Origin of the sequence: Paenibacillus sp. CF095 (assembly GCF_900101225.1) — a bacterium.
Classification (GTDB): domain Bacteria; phylum Bacillota; class Bacilli; order Paenibacillales; family Paenibacillaceae; genus Paenibacillus.
Window position 1 is genome coordinate 788,899 of record NZ_FMZN01000001.1, and the last position, 18,970, is coordinate 807,868.

Annotated in this window: 11 protein-coding genes; 9 read left to right on the plus strand and 2 right to left on the minus strand. The window is 47.3% G+C overall.

All coding sequences use genetic code 11. From position 1 onward, the window contains the following. The first annotated feature begins 10 nt into the window (after positions 1-10). From recG to BLS69_RS03500, 3 genes are all read left to right on the plus strand, one after another. Positions 11-2,056 (plus strand): ATP-dependent DNA helicase RecG, encoded by a 2,046-nt coding sequence (gene recG, locus BLS69_RS03490; protein WP_076250891.1) that lies wholly within the window; start codon positions 11-13, stop codon positions 2,054-2,056. Between the two features lie 115 nt (positions 2,057-2,171). Continuing rightward, the gene (locus tag BLS69_RS03495) at positions 2,172-2,459 is read left to right on the plus strand and encodes a stage VI sporulation protein F (RefSeq protein ID WP_036614589.1); all 288 of its coding nucleotides are present in this window, start codon (positions 2,172-2,174) and stop codon (positions 2,457-2,459) included. Between the two features lie 627 nt (positions 2,460-3,086). Continuing rightward, positions 3,087-7,523 (plus strand): glycoside hydrolase family 3 C-terminal domain-containing protein, encoded by a 4,437-nt coding sequence (locus BLS69_RS03500; RefSeq protein WP_091028669.1) that lies wholly within the window; start codon positions 3,087-3,089, stop codon positions 7,521-7,523. Positions 7,524-7,556: 33 nt separating this feature from the next. Here the strand turns inward: BLS69_RS03500 and BLS69_RS03505 are convergent, their stop codons facing one another. Next, a complete protein-coding gene (locus tag BLS69_RS03505; protein ID WP_091028671.1) occupies positions 7,557-9,137 on the minus strand; it encodes a response regulator transcription factor in 1,581 nt (526 codons plus the stop codon). A gap of 7 nt (positions 9,138-9,144) precedes the next feature. After that, on the minus strand, positions 9,145-10,953 hold the full coding sequence (locus BLS69_RS03510) for a sensor histidine kinase (RefSeq protein WP_091028672.1): 1,809 nt from the start codon (positions 10,951-10,953) through the stop codon (positions 9,145-9,147). Positions 10,954-11,084: 131 nt separating this feature from the next. Between BLS69_RS03510 and BLS69_RS03515 the strand changes: the two genes are divergently transcribed. The 6 genes from BLS69_RS03515 (at position 11,085) to BLS69_RS03540 (ending at position 18,906) form a co-directional block, all read left to right on the plus strand. After that, positions 11,085-12,416 (plus strand): ABC transporter substrate-binding protein, encoded by a 1,332-nt coding sequence (locus BLS69_RS03515; RefSeq protein ID WP_091028675.1) that lies wholly within the window; start codon positions 11,085-11,087, stop codon positions 12,414-12,416. Between the two features lie 85 nt (positions 12,417-12,501). After that, positions 12,502-13,380 carry a carbohydrate ABC transporter permease gene (locus BLS69_RS03520; protein WP_036614579.1) on the plus strand — a complete coding sequence of 293 codons (879 nt, stop codon included), beginning with the start codon at positions 12,502-12,504 and terminating at the stop codon, positions 13,378-13,380. Then, positions 13,377-14,213: a carbohydrate ABC transporter permease gene (locus tag BLS69_RS03525; protein ID WP_091028676.1), complete on the plus strand. Its 837-nt coding sequence runs from the start codon at positions 13,377-13,379 to the stop codon at positions 14,211-14,213. The genes BLS69_RS03520 and BLS69_RS03525 overlap by 4 nt, the downstream gene beginning before the upstream one ends. Before the next feature lie 12 nt (positions 14,214-14,225). Next, positions 14,226-15,779, plus strand: coding sequence for an alpha-L-rhamnosidase-related protein (locus tag BLS69_RS03530; protein WP_091028679.1), 1,554 nt, complete (start codon positions 14,226-14,228; stop codon positions 15,777-15,779). Between the two features lie 669 nt (positions 15,780-16,448). Then, positions 16,449-18,101, plus strand: a complete 1,653-nt coding sequence (locus BLS69_RS03535) for a LytS/YhcK type 5TM receptor domain-containing protein (RefSeq protein WP_091034814.1) — start codon at positions 16,449-16,451, stop codon at positions 18,099-18,101. A 10-nt stretch (positions 18,102-18,111) separates the two neighbouring features. Continuing rightward, positions 18,112-18,906 (plus strand): LytR/AlgR family response regulator transcription factor, encoded by a 795-nt coding sequence (locus BLS69_RS03540; RefSeq protein WP_091028680.1) that lies wholly within the window; start codon positions 18,112-18,114, stop codon positions 18,904-18,906. The last annotated feature ends 64 nt before the right edge of the window (positions 18,907-18,970 follow it).

Genomic DNA, 18,970 nt, shown 5'->3' on the forward strand with positions numbered 1-18,970 from the left:
GGGATTAGACATGAAATTGGAAGAAATATCAGTTAAGCAAATTAACGGCGTGAGTGCTCTCAAAGAGGGAGAGCTTCACGCCTTTGGCATCTCTACTGTTAAAGACCTGCTTGAATATTATCCGTTCCGTTACGAGGATTATCGTCTGCGTTCACTTAGTGAAGTGAAGGATGGGGACAAGATTACGGTCCAGGGACAGGTGATGGGTATTCCTGTATTACAACGATACGGTAAAAAGTCCCGTCTCACCTGTAAGATCATGACGGAAGAGTGGATGATTACAGCCACCTGGTTCAATCGCCATTTCCTCAAAGAACAACTTACCCCCAATCGGGAGATTGTGATTACGGGCAAATGGGAACAAAAACGCATGCAGATGACAGTTACTGACTCGGAGTTCCCCGATAAAGGCGATGGGCGTTCAGGCACACTGCAACCTGTATATTCGGTAACCGGCAAGTTGACGCAACAATGGATGCGGAAAACGATCAATCAGGGACTAATCCAATTCGGAGATATGATTCCTGAGATTCTGCCTCAGTCCTTGATGAAGAAATACAGCTTGATGCCTCGTAAACAAGCGATTGCTGGAATCCACCGTCCACAGGACAACCGGGAAGGTCAGCAGGCCAGACAGCGGATGGTGTACGAGGAGCTGTTTCTGTTCCAGTTGAAAATGCAGGCGTATCGTGCGCTCAACCGAAATCGCATGGATGGTGTGGTACATACAACGGACAATACGACGATCCGTGAGTTTGTACGCAGTTTACCTTTTGAATTAACAGATGCTCAGAAAAAGGTGGAGCTTGAAATTCTGCATGATATGCGTTCGCCCTATGCAATGAATCGGTTATTGCAGGGTGATGTAGGATCGGGTAAAACGGTTATTGCGGCAATTGCACTATACACGACTGTTCGATCCGGTTTCCAAGGGGCTCTGATGGTGCCTACGGAGATTCTGGCGGAGCAGCATATGCGCTCACTGCAAAAGCTGTTTGAACCGTTTGGGGTAACCGTAGGGCTGTTAACGGGCAGTGTAAATGGGCGTAAACGTAAAGATCTGATCGCCTCGTTGCAAATGGGCATGATTGATATCGTGGTAGGTACACACGCCCTGATTCAGGAAGATGTTTTCTTCCGTGATCTGGGTCTTGTGGTGACGGACGAGCAGCATCGCTTCGGGGTGAATCAGCGCAGCGTTTTACGACGCAAAGGATATAACCCGGATGTGTTAACGATGACGGCAACGCCAATTCCACGGACTCTTGCCATTACCGCTTTTGGGGATATTGAGGTATCCACGATCTCGGAACGTCCGAAAGGACGGATTCCGATCTCTACGTATTGGGTTAAGCACGATATGATGGAGCGGGTGCTCGGGTTTATCTCCAGAGAAGTGGATCAGGGCCGTCAGGCCTATCTAATCTGTCCACTCATTGAAGAGTCGGAGAAGCTGGATGTGCAGAATGCCATTGATCTGCATGTGCAGATGCAGCAGAACTTTCCGAAATATCGTGTAGGGCTGTTGCATGGCCGGATGACGGCTGCGGAGAAAGAAGAGATGATGCGCGACTTCTACAGCAATGATATTCAGTTGCTTGTCTCCACCACCGTTGTCGAGGTTGGGGTCGATGTGCCAAATGCAACGTTGATGGTCATTATGGACGCGGACCGCTTCGGTCTCTCTCAGCTGCATCAGCTTCGTGGTCGGGTCGGTCGTGGTGCACATGCTTCCTATTGTGTACTCATTGCTGATCCCAAGACGGAGGTTGGACAAGAACGTATGAAGGTCATGACGGAAACGGAGGATGGATTCGAGGTATCCCGGCGGGACCTGGATCTCCGGGGTCCGGGTGACTTCTTTGGTACCAAACAGAGCGGACTACCCGAGTTCCGTCTTGCCGATATGGTTGCTGATTTTGCTGTGCTGGAACAGGCCAGAGATGACGTGACCCACTTAATTGAGGATGCGACCTTCTGGACCTCTATGGACTATGCACCTCTGCGTGATTTCCTACAGCAACAGCAAGTATTCAAGGGTGATCTGATTGACTAATGTTTGCCATGATAGCGGTTTTTGCGTATTAACTTTGTAAAAAAAGACAAGTGTACAAGCCCTCCCGACATATGAATAAGAAGTGAGTTCATTCTTTTGGGAGGTGCTATACGTTTTGGGTTATCAACAATATGGAATTAGTCCGCAGCTGGTGGAGCGGATCAAATTAAAGATGAAAAATCCCGCTGTCAAAGAGCGTATCAAAAAGTTGATTGATGGCGTGACCAAGTCTGATCTGCAAGATAAGGCCAAGGTCAGAAGGTTGGTCAAGTCTTCAGCTGTCATTATGAATGAGAATTTCTCTCCGGCGCAGGAGGAGCAGTTTGTTGCGTTTGTACTCGCGCAGAAGATTGATCCGAACAATACATTTCATTTGATTAAGCTGTGGGGGATGTTTAGGTAGGGATTCGATGTCATGTTGGGTGGGGTAAAATGAACTACAGGGTGTTACACATGGCCACTACGAGTGCAGTACCATCTTTCGATCGCTGTTATCCCCGGATTTTTTTGAATCACCCTTTGAAAGGGTAAAATCCGGGGATAAAGGCGAGCGCTTCGCTTCTCCAGATTGGTTCTGCACTCTTCGTTACTGTGTAGCTGGAGTTCATTTTATAAAAAACCAAATTACATCGAATGTTTATGAAGTAATTTTAGTGGGTGGGGCGTTCCATAAGTCAGGAAGATGACTTTTGGAACGCCCTTTTGATTGTTATAACTAGAGACAAGCCTTGTGGCATTACTTGGTTGAATATTCGTTGAAGTTATCGAAATGACCCATGACCTGGCTTGTGTTACCGCAGAAACAAAGTTTTCAATGAGTTGTTATGTTGGTTGAATCGAGCATCTTAGTAAAGTGATTGATGGAGTATGAGGCTTATATTTAATATAAATCCAAATTTATCCTTTAACGATACATAACCGTAATATCTAAAAATACTGTACCTCAACCCATAAACAAAATGTACCATTCCTCCAACTATAATGAGTGAGTACCAAATTGTAAGCGATTACAAATAAAGGAGGGGTAACATTGACTTTGGCTAGAGGTTTCAAGCAGAAGATTAGTGGCAAAGTGATTGCGGTCATCACCGTGGTCAGTCTGACATGGGGGTCCTGGGGAGCTACGCCACTATCAGCATCTACGACAAGTACGTTAAAGTTCCAAACTCAGCAAGGAGGTGTCTTTGACGGGATGCCATTATTTGATGGCGTGCCAGCGCATCTGGATGCATACGTAGACACCTATTTCGAATACACTGGCCTCGAAGGTCCAGCCGTTTATGTGACGGGTTCGCGAAACCATTACACATTGAAGCAGGGGAAACATGCGGGCAAGGTCATTCCCGGTGCGTTATCTGCTGCAGATAATGTTCAGGGTGTCTCGACCGATTTTCCTGCTCTGATCGGCATGGGACAGAGCTGGAACAAAGAACTTTTGTCCGATATCGGTGAAGTGATGGGGAACGAGAAAATCAGCAAATTAAAGGTCAAGCAAGGCGAATCCAACATTCATGGGGGCAACGATCCTTCCCTCAGCGTGGCGTTCAGTGTGGTCAGTGATATGCGTATCAATCCGCTTAGCGGTCGTTTCGATGAAGGGTTCTCTGAAGATCCCAATATGGCCGGAGTCTTGATCGACAAGATGGCTTCGGGTCTTAGCGGAATTGATCAGTCCACCAGCGAAGATGGATTCTGGATGAGGGCAGCGGTGGGGACAAAGCATTACTCCGTATATAACGCGCAGTGGTTCAGGCAGACAGCGAATAACAGTGCAAGCGCGCGTTCATTGTTTGAGTACCAAACCAGAGCCGCGCTCCCTGGATTTGAATCAGGTGCGCTGGCGGGCACAATGACATCTTATGGCCGGACTAACGGCATTCCAAACATCCTTTCCCCGCTACAATTATTGGCCAATTTGGACGCGAAATATGGTGTATACAGCTCGCCTGATTTCAATGGAGATGCAATTGTATCCAACGCGAACCAACTCGGAAATGGATATGACGACCGCTATGCCGTGGACCGCGGTCATGCAACCGTTCTCATGGCGCTTGCTCAGGCGAATGCGGGTCGGCCGTCAGGGACGACACCTGCGGATGTGACCGATCTCGTGGCGCTCGTAGAGCAAGGGGAATATGGAATTACCGAGGAAGAACTTATAGAAGCAGCCAGACCACATGTAAACCAGCTGGTACGTTTGGGGATTTTCAATGAAACTGATGAGCAGGGCATACCGAAAAACTACCCTTTTGCCCAGGAAGCAAGAGACGTCAGGACGTCTCCGCCTTCCGATTATAACCAAGTGAACCATCAGGAAATAGCACTTCAAGCGGCACAGGAGAGCGTTGTTTTGTTGAAAAATGATGACACACTTCCGCTGGAAAAAGGAAATGACGCTGCTGTTTCTGGGGTGTATGCCGACGCACGCTTCAAGACAACGTATTCAGTTGGCGCGACACCTACGCTGGAAAACTCGGGTGAATCTCCACTGCTCTCAATCATTAAAATGAATGGTAGCAGTAACGTAAACTATGCCCCAGGAAATGAAGTCATTGCACTAACCTCTAAAGCGAATCAACAAACGGTCACGGCAGACGTGTATAGTCCAAATGCAGGCACGGAGGGAGCGCAGCTCATCACAACTTCGGATGCCCCAGATGAGGCCAGTTTCTCCCACTTGTTCCGAGTATACGATTGGGGTCAGGCGGGTTCAAGTTTATTGTCGCTGTATAACCAGCGTTGGGTGACTTCCCCTGCGACAAATCATGCCGCAGTTGGCAATACGGATCGTACCAGCCTCAATCTGACGAACAATGATTGGAACCTTCCTGAGATGATGGGTGATACGAGTGCCATACCCCCAACATTACGAATGGAAACGAACGAGGATGGCTCAATGTCTATTGTTACCAATGGGTACCGTACAGGATTCTCTGGTGACTTTACAAATTGGTATTATGCCAACGGACGCTTTATCAAGGTAGATGATGCTGGTAAGCTCGTGACAACATCATCTCCACTAGGAAGCAAGGTCAACGCTGCGAATCGCCCGGACGAGGTGAAGTTTGAGAAGACCGTGGTGAAGAACGTGGACGAAGAGGCAGTAGCAAGAGCCACAGAAGACGATTATGCCATCGTCTTTGTCGGCGCAATTCCACGACATAGTGCAGGAGAAGGTAACGACCGGTCTACCCTCGATATGGGCGAGGCAGATTATGAACTGGTCGACAAAGTATCTGCTGCCTTTGCAACCCAGGGCAAGAAAACCGTTGTCGTGGTTAAATCGAGCTTCCCTGTAAACATGGAGCGCATTCAGAACAACCCTAACGTCTCGGCGATCGTTTACCAGCCATATGGCGGTCAATACGATTCGTATGCTCTGGCCCAGGTATTGTACGGAGATTACGCGCCGACAGGCCGCCTGACGTCCACATGGTATGCAGGCATTGATGCATTCCCTTCCATTAGTCCATATGTTATACCAGAAGGTAACATTACTGGCCTTGACGACATCGACCCCCGATTTATGGTTGATATGACGAATGCAGACCCCATTGAATCTGAGTTGACTTATATGTATACAGATGCCACGGTGACCTATCCGTTTGGTTACGGGTTATCATATGCTGATTTTACGTACGATTCCCTGACCGTACCGTCTTCTGTAACGGGAGATGAACCATTCACGGTGTCGGTCCGCGTAACCAATACAGGAGATGTGGCCACTTCCGAGGTCGTGCAGCTGTACGCCCGTAACAGCAACTCTGCATACGGCGAACATGCGCCTAAAAAGAAGCTGGTTTCATTTGAGAAGATCCATCTCACTCCGGGTGAAACAAAAGAAGTCCTGTTGCAGGTCGATCCACAAACGCTGGCATTATGGGATGTGAATCAGAGCGAATGGATCGTTGAACAGGGCAGTTATGAATTCATGATCGGAACCTCAGCTGGTGATGCAGACGTGCAAGTATCGAAGGCATTAAGCATTGGTGGGAAGTCGGTTTCGACCTTACCCCTTACCCAGCCTATAAATGTATTTGATCATGCGTTTGCTTCGAACGAGGTCGTTTACCACGAAGTATCCAAGGAACGCACGGCAGCCCAATTAAAAGCCAAAGCGATTGTTGGAGGTTATTATGCAGTTCGGTCCAAACAAAATGGATCGTGGATCGCGTTGCCTAAGGCTGACTTGACAGGTGCGCAGAAGGTGAAGGCAACTGTCGCATCTAATGTGCAGGGTGGCACGATCTCGTTGCATGCGGATGCGCTCGATACTGCACCGCTTGCTGTATGGAACGTACCGGTGACAGAACCTGTCTCCTACAAGATTAGCAATGCTAACGTAACGGTCAAGGAATTAGGGTACGTTGACGTAGAGGCGGATATTTCTGCTGCCGTGAGCGGCGTACATGATCTGTATCTGGTGTTTCATGAACCGGATCTTCGGATTGACAGTTTGTCATTTACGTTGAAAGAGCCGGGAACAAATCCAGGAACAAATCCAGATTCGCCAAGCACGCCTGGATCAGGTAGTGTTGGAACTCCTGTTAAGCCACCAGCATCCGGGTCCGAGACTGAAGGCGAAACGGATTCGGAGGGCAATGTTTCTGCTGTCGTGACCGTGCAAACGGGGGATGTTGCTGATCAAGCTAAGGCAGCAAATATCCGTTCATCTGGCATCCGGGTTATCGGCGATCCATGGAATGTATCCATCAAAGATAAGCAGAACACGTATGTCATTGCAGCGCTGCCTGTTAACGATGTCGTAGCTGCAAACTCCACAACAATCGCATACGTTGGGGAAGGAGGACAACTTACGCCGGTGCCTTGCGTGTTGACCAAAGACACAAACGGAAACAAGGTATGGAAAGTACTGTTAAACCAAGGAGGCACGTACGTTGCGATTCACTCGCTCCGCGAATTTGTTGATGTTAAGCCTTCAGCTTGGTATGCCAAAGATATTGCCAAAGCCAACAGCTTGCTGTTGATCAATGGCGTATCGGAACGCCGCATGCAACCCCAAGGAACGACAACATCGGCCCAAACGTTGATGGCTGCCTTGAATGCGTTAGGAATTGAACCGATGGGAGCGGCAGCAAACGAGAAATGGTTTGATCCGATTTTACGAGCCTCCAAGGAATATGGCCTGATGGAAGAAGGGCAGTACCTGCCAAATGCCCCAATGTCACGTGAGGACATGGCAATGGTGCTCGTTCGTGCGCTGAACTTGTCTGGGGTGGATACGAAACTGCCAGAAGCAGAGGTTGAATCATGGCTGGAAGATTTTAAGGATCAGGCCCAGCTGACACCAAATAACCGGGCAGTCATGGCAACGGCCATTCAGCTTGGTATATTCCAAGGTACGCCGGATAAACTGTTACAACCACAGAGCACCCTTACACGGGCACAACTTGCAACTGTTATTGTCCGTGTGCATGACCGGATAATAGAACGGCTGGATCACTAAGAACCAGAACAACGAAAATAAGGAACTGGGCCATCATGCATGGCCTGGTTCCTTGTTGTTTGCGGTGAAGGATTTGTGTTGCTTTCGGTATTCCTCTGGAGTCCAACCAGTCAATTTTTTAAACACCCGAAAAAAATATTTTGGATTGTCGTAACCCAGCTGTTTGGCAACCCGGTAGATTTTATCGTCTGTGCTCGTTAAGAGCTGCTTGGCTTGACTGATCCGTAGTCGGTTTACGTAATCAGTGAAGTTCTCGGATGTCTTTTCTTTAAATAAATGACTGAGGTAACTCGGGTTCAGGTAGAACAGGGACGATACCCATTCCAGCGTTAAATCCTTAGTATAGTGATTATCGATATATGTCCTGACGTTGTCGATCACTTGATCTGATGCGTAGGGGTTGTCTTCCTTAAGCAGAAGAGCTGTTCCCGTCAGCACCTTTACCATGTAATGCCTAATGCACTCCATATCGAACGAGACGTTCAGGACGGCCTCCAAGCTGGAAGAGGCGCTACTGTTACCTCCGTTCTGGATATAGTTACTCAGCAGCCGTTTGGTTTCCGTGATAATGTCTCTGCACTGCTCCTTCAGGTGGGCAAGCAAAGCGTCAGGCTGGCGTATGTAGAAAGCAAAGAAATCGGTGATGAGCTCTTCCACCTTCGGTACATTCCCGCTCTCTATAAAAAATAACAGTTCATACGTTCGAGCCCACTTCAGTTGATGTAAAGGAATTTGCTCCCGTGAAAATACGTAACATTTGCCAAAATCGGTAATGGCTCGTTCGTCCAACGCAAGGATTGTTTGATGATGAGCTTCTCGGACCCCACCAATGCCTGTATGAGGCAAGCTGATCCCCACACAACAATCCGTAGTTTCGGATTTGGTCAAAATTATACTTGCTGTTTGTTCCGCCATTTTCTGCAAATCAAGCTGGCCTGAGCAACCCAGATCATGCATCAGGAAAAACAGTAGTTGATCCGTTTGTGGATGAGGAATGTACAGGCCATTCGAAAAGGTAGGCAGTTGCTGTGCGGTAAGCGGTTGAGGACCATAAATCGTCAAGAAAATGAACTGGTCAGAAGCCATGATGGCGGCAAATTCCGCAGAGCGGAACACAGGTGTTTTGATGGATGAATGGGGAGCCAGCACATAATTCAGGAAGGCTTGCATGTCTGCATCCCTTTTCATCTGCTCCGTTTCTACTTCTCTTAGAACGACTTCCCGCTGAAGAGAGCGCTCCTGTTCGATGGCTTGGATGGCTTGGTGAAGCGTACCGTGAATCTCGTCCCGGCTAAAAGGCTTCAGCAGGTAATTTACAACTTTCGCAGAGATTGCCTCCTGCATATAATCAAAATCGGTATGTCCGCTAATGACAATTAACTTGATGCGCGGATATTGCTGGCATACTGTCCTGATCAACAGCTTGCCGTCGACCTCAGGCATACGCATGTCCGTAAAGATAATGTCCGGCTTGAACGATTCAATCAAAGCTAGGGCATCTGCTCCGTTATCTGCTTCGCCTAAGAGTTCAAGCGAGTGCTCAAAAGTCCCGATTTTTTTCAACAAACCTTTGCGGATCAAGGGTTCATCGTCCACAACGATATACGTGTACATCTCTTGGTCACCTCTTTTCCCAATTGGCCGGAATTTCGAGTGTAATTCGAGTTCCTGTATTCAAATCGGTATGAAACGAAAGGCCGTAACCCTCTCCGTAATACAAAGCAATTCGTGAATGCACGTTTTTGATGCCGATGCTTTGTTTATGCCTTTGACCAACGGCGACGAATTCAGGTGGCTGCTGGAGCAATTGTCGAAGTTCTTCCGCTTGTGTTGAGGACATGCCCACGCCATCGTCCCAGATCTCGAACACGATGCTGTCCTCCTGAAACAAACCGGTAATGGTAACGGAACCCTTCCCACGTTTGTTCTCCAACCCGTGATAGATGGCATTTTCCACGAGTGGTTGCAACAGAAGCTTCAGCATGCGACGACTCCGAATTTCCGGGTCTACATTAAGGTTGAACGCGAACTTGTCACCATACCGAATCTGCTGGATGGCCATGTAGTTTTCTACATGTTGAAGTTCTTCGCTGACCGGGACCAGCTCGCTATCCGTTTTGATGCTGTAGCGGAACATGTCCCCGAGTGACTTGGTCATCACCACAATACTCTCAACTTCTTCGATCTCGGCAATGCTATTAATCGACTCCAGCGTATTGTAGAGGAAATGGGAGTTGATCTGTGCCTCCAATGCCTTCATCTGGGAGTCCAGCATGAGGATTTTATTCTGGTAACTTTCTCGGATATGCGTATCGATGTCTTTCATCATTTTGTTGAACTCATGGTAAAGGATTCCAATCTCGTCGACTTGCCTCGTTACTTGAGGCTTGATGGTCACAAAGCGATGAGATTTGGTTTTGCGCATCAGTTTGGTCAATTCAATGATGGGTTTGGTAATCAGATTGGACAAGAAAAAGGAAAGTAGAAGGAAAATGACGGCACAGCTTATGGCCACGTATAACAGCAACTTTTGCGAGATGTTGTACTCCTCATACAACCGATCCATAGAGATGTTGGCAATCACGTTCCAATTGCGGCCGGGAACTTTCTGGATTACCGTCATCATGTTATCTTGGATGGATTTGTACTGTGAATTGTTGCTGACTTGATGCGTTGCCGCAGCCAGAGTATCGGAGAGAGGAGTGCCAACTCTACTTCCGTCGCTGGAGTACAGGATCTCGCCAGCGTCGTTCGCCAGATATAGATTGGACAAGCTTGGTGCCGGATTACGTTTTAGACCGTCAAAAATGTTCATACTGCAATCCAGCATAAACACGCCTAGGAACTCGTTGTTGTTGGGATCGTAGAGAGCTCTGGAGAAGCCAATGGATTCCTTGGCGTTAATGATGTAAGGTTTGACGCCAACTTCACCAATATACAAATCGCCTTTGCGCTTGATCGTATCCAGATACCACTCATCGCGAAGTGCGACATAATCAAGGCGTAGGTCTGTGCCGCTACTGCCATAGCTTATCCATTTGCCATCAGGTGTGAAAAGGTACAAACCATTGATGTAATTGTAACCAAGCAGAATGTTTTCAAAGATCAGTTTCAATTTGCTGCGGATCATGAAGATTTCATATTGATCGTTGGTACCGTTCAACTTGATTAGTTCATCACTCACAGTGCTGTAAGCGGTTGCATTTGAAGACTGCTGAAGGAGTGTGACGGAGATCCGGTCGATGTTCTGCAAAATTTCCTCCATGCTCTTGACCGAATTGCCTATAGTTGTCGACGTCACGAGAGAGGTCTGCTCATTCACCAGCTTCGTGTAACTGCGATAGGAACTGACAGAAACAACGATAATTGGCACGATCGATACGAGGACGAGGACCAGAAAAAGTTTAGTTTTGATGTTGAACAGAATCATACGTGCTCCTCCCGCCATTTGTCAATTCTAAAAATAGTGCACCATACGAGCCAAAGCAAATGCACTTTTGCCCACAGTATGATGAGAATGTGCACAAAGCAAGAATAAACATGAATTGGGGGAATGACAAGATGAAAAAAAGAAAACGACTGTGGTCCCTAACTTTGGTACTGCTCATGATGTTTCTGAGCGCATGCAGCTCCAGTAGCGAGGAGGGGGGCGGTACGGATACCAATAACGGGAGTATAGATGATTCAGAAAAGCCAATTACGCTGACGATGATGCTTTCGGGAAACAAGGCATCCGAGGGAGAGGATTTTGAGCTGGAGACCTTGCCGCGCCTAGTCAAAGAGAAGTTCCCGAACATTAACTTGGAAGTACAAAAGTTGCCTGATGATCAATACAATACATCTGTTCGAACCAAGCTTGCGGCTGGACAGGGACCGGACATTTTCTGGATTTTCCCGAAAAATGCGGCTGGCGGTGTCATTGATTTTGCAAAGGCAGGCTTCGCTGCGGATTTGTCAGATCTGAAGTTCTGGGACAACATCAGCCAAGGAGCGAAGGAAGATATGTCCTATGAGGGTAAACCTTACGGCGTGGCCGAAGGACTGGACTTCCTCGGCGTTTACTACAACAAGGAGTTGTTACAGCAGGCAGGATATTCCGAGTTTCCGAAGGATTGGCCTTCGTTTCTGGATTTGTGTCAAAAGTTGCAGGCAGCGGGCGTAACACCAATTGCGATGGGAGACAAGGACCCTTGGATGATCCAATTCGGAATGTATCCGATTGCAGCCAATGTCGTGTATCCAAATGAACTGGATTTTGATGTCAAACTGCAGAACGGCGAAAAATCGCTGACTGATCCAAAGTGGGTTCAAACCATATCCAAATACAAAGAGCTCTATGATAACAACTACGTCGTCAAAAACTCGCTTGGCATTGGTAGTGCCCAATCTGCGCAGTTGTTTATCGACGGGAAAGCAGCAATGACCTTTACGGGAACATGGGATTATGCCTCCATGACGTCCAAAGGCGCTACCGATTTTACTCGCGGATTCGCTTCATTGCCAGGTAACGAGTCGGAACAGCCGGTGTTTGTATCTGCTGCAACATCTGCCGGATACGCTTTGAACGCCAAATCGGCAAACCTGGATGCAGCCAAGGAAGTACTGAACTACCTGTTTGATGGTGAATCAGATCTGTTCAAAGCATTTGTGGAAGCCAACAGTTCCATCAGCGTGTATAAGGACGTAGAACTTGAAAATGAATTGTTCAAGGAAGTGAATGACAACTATCAACAAACTGGAAATTCCGTCTACTTCAGCAACCAGATGTGGCCAGCTGGAGTATCGGACGTCATGCAGGCAAAGTTTGCCGAAATTATTGCTGGACAGAAAACAACACCAGAAGATGTGGCAAACGCCATGGAAACCAAGTTCAGAGAGCTGTGGAAAAATTAGAACAAAACGATGCTGTCTGCTGTAAAGGGGAGAATGATTGTCCTTCTTCCCTTGCCGCAGGCCCTCTTGGAAAGGATGGAGCAGGATGAGCTCTACTGTAATGAAAAAGTCCATGTACTGGTTTGCTTTGCCGGCATTGATCTTCTACCTGACCTTCTGGATCTTCCCGATCCTGCGGTTGTTCCAGTACAGTATAACGGACTATAACGGGTACGCCCAAGCCTATAACTATATCGGTTTCGACAACTATAAGGAATTGTTCCGGAGCGACATCCTAGGCATTTCTTTAAAAAATACACTGATCTATACGTTCGTCACCGTCATAGCTGGCAATATCATCGGTTTGGCAATGGCATTGCTGTTAAACATGAAAATAAGAGGAACCGGGATTTACCGTTCCCTGGCGTATATTCCCACATTGTTCAGTGCGATCGTCGTCGGATTTTTGTGGAGCTACGTCTATATGCCGGATTACGGGCTGATTTCTTCCTTTCTCGATAAACTGGGTATCGCAAATGAACTGAATTTCCTGGGTGATTACTCGACCGCGCTGTATTCTATTATCTTCGTGGAAATCTGGAAGACGATCGGAACGACAATGATTATCTTCCTTGCAGGACTACAGACTGTTCCGAGCGACTTGTTGGAAGCCGGACGGATTGATGGCTGCGGCTCATGGAGATTGCTGCGACATGTAAAAATTCCATTACTGGCAACAGCGATTACAATCAACGTGACGTTAAGTTTGATCAATGGACTCAAAGCGTTCGACTTCCCGTTTATCATGACGAATGGCGGTCCCGGCACGGCTACCAACACGCTGATTTATACCATCTACAAGATGGCATTTACCGAACAACTCTTTGGTAAAGCTTCGGCTCTTGGTGTCATTTCCTTTGCCGTGATCATCGTCATTACCGCTGTCTTTGTCCTGAAAATGAACAAACGGGAGGTGTCGGCATGACGCTTCGTAAAGTTTTGGGGAAAGGGTCCGTTCAGGTCGTCGTGTTGTTGGTGATGGTGTTAAATCTGATTCCATTAATTATTGCCTTTTCGACATCACTCCGCGATCCAAGCAACAACACAAATCCGCTGGTCCTGTTCCGGGAGATGTCCTTTGCAAGTTACAAGGCTGCCTTCGACCGCATGCACTTTCCGGAAGCACTATGGAACAGCGTGGTGTTAACCGGGGTATCGGTCGTGTTCGTTGTCCTGTTTGCGGCGATGGCGTCCTACCCGATGGCCCGTTTGAAGACAAAGCTAAGTAAGTTCATGTATTTGTTTTTTTTGTCCGGACTCGTGGTACCTGCGCAAATGGTATTGATACCGATTGTGCAAATGATTAATGCGCTACATATTCCAACGAATCAATATACGCCTATTTTCATGTTCATTACGTGCAGTCTGCCGTTTTCAACTTTCCTGTACACGGGCTTCATTCGAAGCGGTGTGCCTGAGGAGGTAGAAGAAGCGGCGCACATCGACGGGGCGGGATTATTCCAACGGTTCTGGACCGTCGTATTCCCTTTGCTCATTCCGGTAACGGTATCGGTCATTATTACGCAAGGTGTCTGGATCTGGAACGATTATTTCTTCAATATGATCTTTATTTCCAGCGCAGGAGATTCACCCTTACCGCTGGCCATGCTCGGATTTTTGGGCGATCAGCAAAACCCCACGCAGTGGAATGTCCTGTTTGCAGCGTGCTTTCTGTGCGCACTACCGTTGCTGCTGGCGTTTCTGTTCCTGCAAAAATATTTTATCGGTGGCATGACCGTTGGGGCGGTCAAAGGATAAGGAGGCATTGTAATGCGTGAAAAAGTGATAAACACAGCCTGGCTGGAGAAGGCCCAAGAGCTGATTCCGGAGCTTCACCAGCAAAAGGTCTATCCGGAACATATCGTGAGCGCAGTTCCGGATGCAGCGGCTTTTCAGGGATGGCGTATTGAGCCGCTTGGCCCAGCGGAGCACTTGTCCGATCAAGTGCTGTGTAAGGGAGACAGTGTTACGCTGGATTTCGGGGAGCATCTCGTCGGTTTTCTGACCTTGTCGCTACTTAACGAGCGCAGTAATGCAGATGCACCTCTCAGATTGAAGCTCACATTCGGAGAAATGCCCTGTGAGGTCGGTGAGGATTTTGCAACATATTCGGGTTGGCTTAGCCGTTCGTGGTTTCAGGATGAGATTGTGAATGTGGACGTGTTACCCAGTACGCTAACACTTAACCGTCGGTATGCCTTTCGGTATCTGAAAATCGAAGTCGTAGAAACGTCGATTCGTTACGATATTCGAATTAACGATGTATATTGCATGACGGTGACCTCAGCAGACATGAGGTCAGTACCTCGATTGCCTGAAGGTATCGACATGGAGCTGGTGGAAATGGATCGCGTGTCCGTGAAGACACTCGGGGATTGCATGCAGACGGTATTCGAAGATGGGCCGAAGCGTGATCGACGTTTATGGATTGGGGATCTTCGCCTTCAGGCCCTCGTCAATTATGAAACATTCGGCTGTAATGATCTTGTCAAGCGCTGTCTGTATCTCTTTGCCGGAACGAGATTGGAAGGCGGCCAGGTAGGAGCCTGTTTGTACGAACAACCGGAACCGTACGTGGACGATATTTACCTATATGACTATGCGTTATTCTTTATTGCGACGTTATGGGACTATTTTGAAGCTACCAAGGACAGGAAAACGCTGGAAGAACTTTGGCCGGTGGCTCGAGAACAGATTGACATTTCACTGAGTCGGCTTGATGAGCGGGGCATCGTGCAGGATGACGATACGTGGTATTGTTTTCTGGACTGGCATGAAGAATTAAATAAACAGGCTGGTGCTCAGGCAGTTCTCATCTATAGTATGAAAAGGGGAAGGTCGATTGCCAAAGAACTAGGGCTGCCGGAGTATGAGGAATGGATTAACGCATACATCAAAGACGCTGAGCAAGCAGCCCTCACATATCTGTGGGATGGTGATCAGGGGTTTTTCGTCAGTGGTGAAAAAAGACAGGTATCCTGGGCATCGCAAGTATGGATGGTTCTGGCTGAGATCATGGATGCTCCGACGGCCCGGCAATTACTTGATCGGTTAACGGGTAACGGAGAAGCTATTGGCATGACCACGCCGTACATGGTTCATCATTATGTTGATGCATTGCTTATGTGCGGGGAAGAGGAGAAGGCACTGGAGCAGATCCGAAGGTATTGGGGCGGTATGCTGAAGGATGGAGCGGACACTTTCTGGGAGCTCTACGACCCGGACGACAAAACGTATTCTCCTTATGGCAGCAATTTGGTCAACAGTTATTGCCATGCTTGGAGCTGCACACCAAGTTATTTTATCAGGCGAAATTTTTTATAATTTTGGACTTGAGGTCAACCGGGAACGTCTGGTTGGCCTTTTTGGATTAGTTTCAGGTAGCATAGAGCCTGCCATGGCCTATTGTTTTTATTTATCTGTTTTTGTTCGTACCGTTAAAAGAACGAGTGGCTATTAATGAAGCGATTAATACGAATATTAAAATAAAGTTATATGGGTTTCCTTTAAGTATGTAGACTTGAACGATGAGTGTCAGAGTTGAGATGCTTAAGATTATTCGCAGGACAATCGCCGATGAGCGATCAGGATGATGGCTTCGTTTGGAGATAAAGTACAGGGTGTACCATAGAAAACTAAAAAGCAGAAGTGAACCCAGGAGTAGAATGGCAAGCATGCATGAACACCTTTCTGTAATTAATTTCACTCAATAATTGGAATAACATGACAACTAATTATAACATAGGTTTTTCTGGAATCGCAGATTTTCATAGAAGTTAAGGGATGAACTATTGTGTGCTTGGTGCAGTCTTGTTGATGCATTTTCACAAGATGGACTTTGCTTTCCTCTGGGGGGAGCGGTAAACTGTTGCATACGAGTATAAGAGCCTTATGGTTTAATGTCCTGGATGTTCTTTCAAAAAGGCGTGGCTGTGTTGGTATGCATGTTATTTTCAGACAGATGTGGAGGAAGTACGATTGGAAATGTTTACGATGCTGCTGGGTTTGTTTGAACGGGCGGCGCTGTTGATTATATTTTTATTCTTTCTGTCGAGGGTGCCGAGATTTAGGCAGATTCTGCAAAAGGGGAAATTAAGGTGGCAGGAGTCTATTGCGGTTACCTTGTTATTCTGTGCTTTTGCCATTTTCGGGACATATACGGGCATTAATGTTGAAGGTTCACTGGTGAATGTACGGATCATCGCCGTGTTATCGGGTGGTATTTTGTTCGGAGCGCCTGTGGGTATTATTACGGGGATTGTCTCCGGGGTGCATCGGTATTTGATCGATATGGATGGCGTCACAGCCATACCTTGTCTCATTACAAGTATTCTTGCGGGTCTGGTCTCCGGATATATACATAAGTACACGCCCAAGCCCAAGCGATGGATTATCGGTATTGGTGCCGGAATGATCTGTGAAGCGCTCACGATGTTATTCATCCTGCTATTTTCCTATCCCGATCCACTGGGTGCCGACATTGTTTCGAAGATTGCGCTGCCTATGATTCTGGGTGAAGTCAACATTGGGCTGATTGTGCTCTTGGTACAGAGTGTCGAAGGGGAAAAGGAAATGATTGCAGCCCGTCAGGCGAAGCTCGCGCTGGAGATTGCAAACAAAACCTTGCCGTATTTCCGTTCGATTGACGAGGATTCTCTGCGCAAAATCTGCCGGATTATTCAGGAGGATATTCAGGCTGATGCGGTTGCAATTACGGATACCCGGAATGTACTGGCTTATGTAGGATTTGGTGAGGAACGATATCATATCGGTAATGAAATTATAAGTGAGATGACCAAGAAGACGATATCCAGCGGGGAGATTACGATCAGTAATGATGTCATTGATGAAAAAACACCCGATATCCACTCGCTGTTAATCATTCCGCTCAAAGAACGAGGAGACATTACAGGTGCGCTCAAAATCTATTATCGCAAAGCGTACAAAATTACGTATCCATTACAAACGATGGCTGTAGGTCTGTCGCAGATCATCTCAACCCAGATGGAGGTATCGCGGGTAGAGGAGATCAAGGCTGCTGCCAACAAAGCGGAGCTGCGTGCGTTACAGACAACTATTCATCCTCATTTTCTGTTTAATGCGTTAAATGCGATTGCTTCGTCCATCCGAACCAAACCGGATCGAGCACGCGAGCTGATTGTGAATCTATCCGGGTACATGCGTTACAATCTGGAGCTGTCGGATGAGTTGATCGATATTCATAAGGAACTAGAGCAGGTCCGTAATTATGTAGAGATTGAGAAAGCTCGCTTTGGTAGCCGACTTAACGTGATCTATGACATTGATGAGGTCGCGGTGCATATTCCGAGTCTTGTTATCCAACCGCTCGTCGAAAATGCAATTATTCATGGCATTCTCAAGGTCAAAGGACCCGGGACTGTTCGAATTCGGGTACAGGATTATCCGGAGTTTGTGCGAATCAGTGTCAGTGATACAGGGGCAGGCATCAGTGCAGATATTATTGAACGTGTCTACCATGACCGTATGCCTGGTAACCAGATCGGGCTATATAATGTGCATCGCCGCGTTAAGCTTATCTACGGACAAGGTGTAACCATTACAAGGCTGGAACAAGGAACCGATATTTTATTTGATGTGCCCAAAGGAGATGTCGTAACAAGGTGATGATGGATCAATGAGAGCTCTTATTGTGGAAGACGAGATTCTGGCAAGTGAGGAATTGAATTATTTAATCCAGGAACATAGTCAGATTGAAGTGGTGGATCGCCTTGAAGATGGGCTGGATGTACTGAAGTTTTTGCAGGAACAAGAAGTAGATGTGATTTTTCTCGATATCAATATTCCCTCGCTGGACGGTATGATGCTGGCCCATCATATTGGAAAGTTTGCAACGAAACCCTACATTGTATTTACTACGGCGTATAAGGAACATGCAGCGGAAGCCTTTGAGTTGGAGGCGTTTGATTATATTCTGAAGCCGTATGACGAGAAACGAATTGCTGCAATGCTCCATAAGCTGGAGATGGCTTTCAAACGTGATCATACGCAGGTGGAGCAACATGTTGAGGATGGACCAGTTACTATGATGGACGGATCTGCTGCGCAGGGTGAACTGGTACGGGATATGAATTCCCATACGGACAGAAGAATTAATCTGCTGCGGAATGACAATATTATTGTTACGGATACGGCAGATATCTACTATGCGGAAGCGCAGGAGAAAGTGACGAAGGTATATACCAAAAATGGGGAGTTCACCATGCCAGTGAGTATATCGGATTTTCACAGCCGTCTGCCACAGGACACGTTCTTTCGCTGCCACCGTTCGTACGTCGTAAATCTGTCGCAAATCCGTGAAATTGTACCTTGGTTCAACAATACGTATCTGCTCCGTCTGCGCGATTTGGAAGCTGAAGTGCCCGTGAGTCGTGGGAAGGTCAAAGAATTCAGGCAACTCATGCGCATCTAGAAGCATTTCATTCCGCATCTGATGCAACTCATGCTCAAAACGGTGTAATGAATCCCCTTTCATG